Source organism: Sphingomonas bacterium (assembly GCF_903643065.1).
Taxonomy (GTDB): domain Bacteria; phylum Pseudomonadota; class Alphaproteobacteria; order Sphingomonadales; family Sphingomonadaceae; genus Sphingomonas.
In genome coordinates this window covers 1-3,756 of the sequence record NZ_CAHJWX010000297.1, presented here as the reverse complement: position 1 = coordinate 3,756, position 3,756 = coordinate 1, and the positions used below count along the sequence as shown (strand labels likewise).

4 protein-coding genes are annotated in these 3,756 nt (G+C 71.3%); 1 reads left to right on the top strand and 3 read right to left on the bottom strand.

The features are described from left to right. Positions 1–364, top strand: a 364-nt coding sequence (locus tag HUU95_RS10710; RefSeq protein WP_174280102.1) for a M23 family metallopeptidase, incomplete at its 5' end; no start/stop codon positions are given. Between the two features lie 212 nt (positions 365–576). Here the strand turns inward: HUU95_RS10710 and HUU95_RS10705 are convergent. The 3 genes from HUU95_RS10705 to gap all read right to left on the bottom strand — a co-directional run bounded on the left by HUU95_RS10705 (position 577) and on the right by gap (position 3,511). Then, positions 577–1,767, bottom strand: a complete 1,191-nt coding sequence (locus HUU95_RS10705) for a phosphoglycerate kinase (protein ID WP_174280101.1) — start codon at positions 1,765–1,767, stop codon at positions 577–579. Positions 1,768–1,894: 127 nt separating this feature from the next. Beyond that, positions 1,895–2,431 (bottom strand): MOSC domain-containing protein, encoded by a 537-nt coding sequence (locus HUU95_RS10700; RefSeq protein ID WP_368039811.1) that lies wholly within the window; start codon positions 2,429–2,431, stop codon positions 1,895–1,897. A gap of 72 nt (positions 2,432–2,503) precedes the next feature. Further along, positions 2,504–3,511, bottom strand: a complete 1,008-nt coding sequence (gene gap / locus HUU95_RS10695) for a type I glyceraldehyde-3-phosphate dehydrogenase (RefSeq protein WP_174280100.1) — start codon at positions 3,509–3,511, stop codon at positions 2,504–2,506. Between the last annotated feature and the right edge of the window lie 245 nt (positions 3,512–3,756).

Here is a 3,756-nt window from a genome sequence, read left to right as displayed (position 1 = left end):
GCATCACGGCACCGACATCGTGGCGCCCGGCGGCACCCCCGTCCTCGCCGCCGCCGCCGGCACGGTCGAGCGGCTGTTCCACAGCGAGCGCGGCGGCATTACCCTGTACGAGCGCGCGCCCGACCGTCGCTGGACCTTCTACTACGCCCATCTGCGCGGCTACGCCCCCGGGCTGCACGAGGGCCAGCGGGTGCTGGCGGGCCAGCTGCTCGGCTTCGTCGGCGACACCGGCGACGCGGAGGGCGGCGCGCCCCACCTTCACTTCAGCCTGACCCACACCGATTCCGGCCAGCAATGGTATCAGGGCGACGACATCAACGCCTACCCATACCTCCACACCGGCGCGGCGCTGCCCGCTTCCTAGGGCCTGTCCTGTTCAGGTGCCGGTATCCGTTCGCCCGAGCGAGGTCGAGGGACCGAGCTTGGCACGGTGTCTCGACTATGCTCGACACGAACGGGTCAGGACTCAATCCGAACAGGACACTCGTCTGGCCCCTCCCTTTCAGGGAAGGGGTTGGGGCGGAACGTTGGCCCAGGCATCGCGCCCGGATCGGAGGCTCCACCCTGAAAGAGAGTTCAGGCCGAAAGCGCCGCCACCCCCGGCAGCGCGCGGCCTTCCATCCATTCCAGGAACGCGCCTCCTGCCGTCGAGACGAAGGTGAACTCGTCCGCTACCCCCGCCTGGTTGAGCGCCGCCACGGTATCGCCGCCGCCCGCGACCGAGACCAGCCCACCTTCCCTCGTCAGCGCCGCCGCCGTGCGCGCGAGGCTGACAGTCGCCGCGTCGAAGGGCGGGGTCTCGAACGCGCCCAGCGGCCCGTTCCACACCAGCGTCCGGCAGTTCTTGAGCACGTCGCCCAGCGCTTCCACCGCCGCGGGCCCCACATCAAGGATCATCTCGTCCGCGCCAACCTCGTGCACGTTGACCGTGCGCGTCGGCGGGTTCGCGCGGAACTCGGTCGCGACCACCACGTCATAGGGCAGGTGCACGGTGCACCCCGCCCGCTCCGCCGCCTGCAGGATCGCCTCCGCCGTGCCGGCCAGATTGTGCTCGGCCAGCGACTTGCCCACCGCCACGCCGCGCGCCGCCAGGAAGGTGTTCGCCATCCCGCCGCCGATGATGAGGTGATCGACGCGGGCGACCAGATGCTGGAGCACGTCGAGCTTGGTCGAGACCTTGGCGCCGCCCACCACCGCCGCGACCGGATGCTCGGGCGCGCCCAGCGCCTTGTCGAGCGCGTCCAGCTCCGCTTCCATCGCCCGGCCGGCGAACGCCGGCAGCCGGTGGGCCAGCCCCTCCGTCGACGCATGCGCCCGATGCGCGGCGGAGAAGGCGTCGTTGACGTACAGGTCGCCCAGCGCCGCCATCGTCTCGACGACCTGGGGGTCGTTGGCTTCCTCGCCGGCGAAGAAGCGCGTGTTCTCCAGCACCGCGATGTCGCCCGCCCGCAGCGTCGCCACCGCCGCCGCCGCGCCGTCCCAATCGACGAACCGCACGGGACGGCCGAGCAATTGGCTGTACGGCCGGGTCATCATCGCCAGCGACAGCGTCGGATCAGGCCTGCCCTTGGGTCGCCCGAAATGCGCGAGCAGCAGCACGATCGCGCCGCGATCCGCCAGCTCGGTGACGGTGGCGAGCGTCGCGCGCAGCCGCGTGTCGTCGGTCACCTGCCCGTCCGCCATCGGCACGTTCAGGTCCTCGCGCACCAGCACGCGCTTGCCCGCGACCTCGCCCATATCATCCAGCGTCTTGAACCCGCGCGCCATCCGCGAATCTCCCTTTGAGGCGTGTACTATCACCCTCACCCTTCCGCCGGCTACGCCAGCTCCCTCCCTCTCCCAGTGGGAGAGGGAGACAGGCGCGAAGCGCCAGAGGGTGAGGGTGACCCCGGCGCTATGCCTCCACCCGGATCACATCGCCCGCCAGCACGGTCCCGCCCTGCACCACCCGCGAACAGATGCCCGCGCGCCAGTCTACCCACAAGGCGTCGAACAGCCCCGGCGCGAGCGCTTCCATCCGCTCGCACGGATCGGTGTAGCGGGTCATCTCCAGCACCACGTCACGCCCCAGCCGCAGCCGCGCCCCCGGCTCGCGCGGCAGTTCCAGCCCGTCGACCACGATGTTGCAGCGCCGTTGCCACCAGTCCAGCTCGACGCCGACCGACGCGCACGCCGCCGTCCACCGCTCGCGCTCGATCAGCGTCACCTGCCGCCTGCCCGCGCCCTTGCGCTTGCCCCGATGGTCGCCGGTGATGCCGCCGGCTTCCGTGATCTCCGCGCGGTCGATCAGCTCCATCGGCGCCTTGGGATAGCCCTTGCGCGCCAGCCCGCCGATCGTGCCCAGCGCCACCATCGCGGTCGGGCTCACCCCTGCCAGCAGCTGCTCGGTCACCCAGCCCTCCCGCACCACGAACGCGAGATGATGCTGCAACGCAACGCGGGCCGCAAACCGGCTCGTCGCGCGCGATGGGCGGTCTGGCGCGGCGATAGCCGCGCCGGGGCCTCAGATCAGCGCCGCCATCGCGGTGGCGGTGTCCACCATGCGGTTCGAGAAGCCCCATTCATTGTCGTACCAGCTGACGACGCGGACCAGCTTGCCGTCGATCACCGCCGTCTCCAGGCTGTCCACCGTCGACGACGCCGGCGTATGGACGATGTCGGCCGAGACCAGCGGCTCGTCCGACCAGGCGAGCACGCCCTTCATCGCGCCCTCGGCCGCCGCCTTCAGCAGCGCGTTGACCTCGTCGCGCGTGGTGTCGCGCCCGGGCGTGAAGGTCAGGTCGACCAGGCTGCCGGTGGGCACCGGCACGCGCACCGCCGAGCCGTCCAGCTTGCCCTTCAGCTCGGGCAGCACCTCGCCCACCGCGCGCGCCGCGCCGGTGGTGGTCGGGATCATGCTCATCGCCGCCGCGCGCGCGCGGCGCAGATCCGGGTGGATCTGGTCCAGGATCTTCTGGTCGTTGGTATAGGCGTGGATGGTCGTCATCAGCCCGCGCTCGATGCCGATCGCGTCGTTGAGCACCTTGGCGACGGGCGCCAGGCAGTTGGTGGTGCAGCTCGCGTTGGAGACGAGGTGGTGGTCGGCGGTGAGCTGGTCGTGATTGACGCCGTACACCACCGTCAGGTCGACCCCCTTCGCCGGGGCGGAGATCAGCACCTTCTTCGCACCCGCGTCGAGATGCTTGGTCGCGCTCGGCCGGTCCGTGAAGAAGCCGGTGCACTCCATCACCAGGTCGATGCCCAGCTCGGCGTGCGGCAGGCTGGCGGGATCGCGCTCGGCGGTGACGCGGATGCGCTGGCCGTCGACGACCAGGTCGCCGCCCTCCGCCCGCACGTCGCCCGGATAGCGGCCGTGAATGCTGTCGCGGCTGAACAGCCAGGCGTTGCTCTTCGCGTCGGCCAGATCGTTGATCGCGACCAGCTCCAGCGCATCGCCGCCGTTTTCCAGCATCGCGCGCGCCACCAAGCGACCGATGCGCCCGAACCCGTTGATCGCCACCTTGACCGTCATGCCCGACTCCCTGTCCTCGTTTCGCGAGCAGCGCCCGCCCCTGTCACCGGCCAATCGGGAACCGCGCCCGGCCTGTCAACCGCGCCCCCTTGCCGCTCGCCCCGCCTCGCCGTAATCGCCGCGCCGATGAGCGAGGACACCGCCACCATCCGGATCGACGCCGCGCTCGCGCGCATCGAGGCGGCGATCACCGCCCGCGCGGCGGGTGCGGACGCGCTCGCCCGGCGGCACGCGGCGCTCAAGGC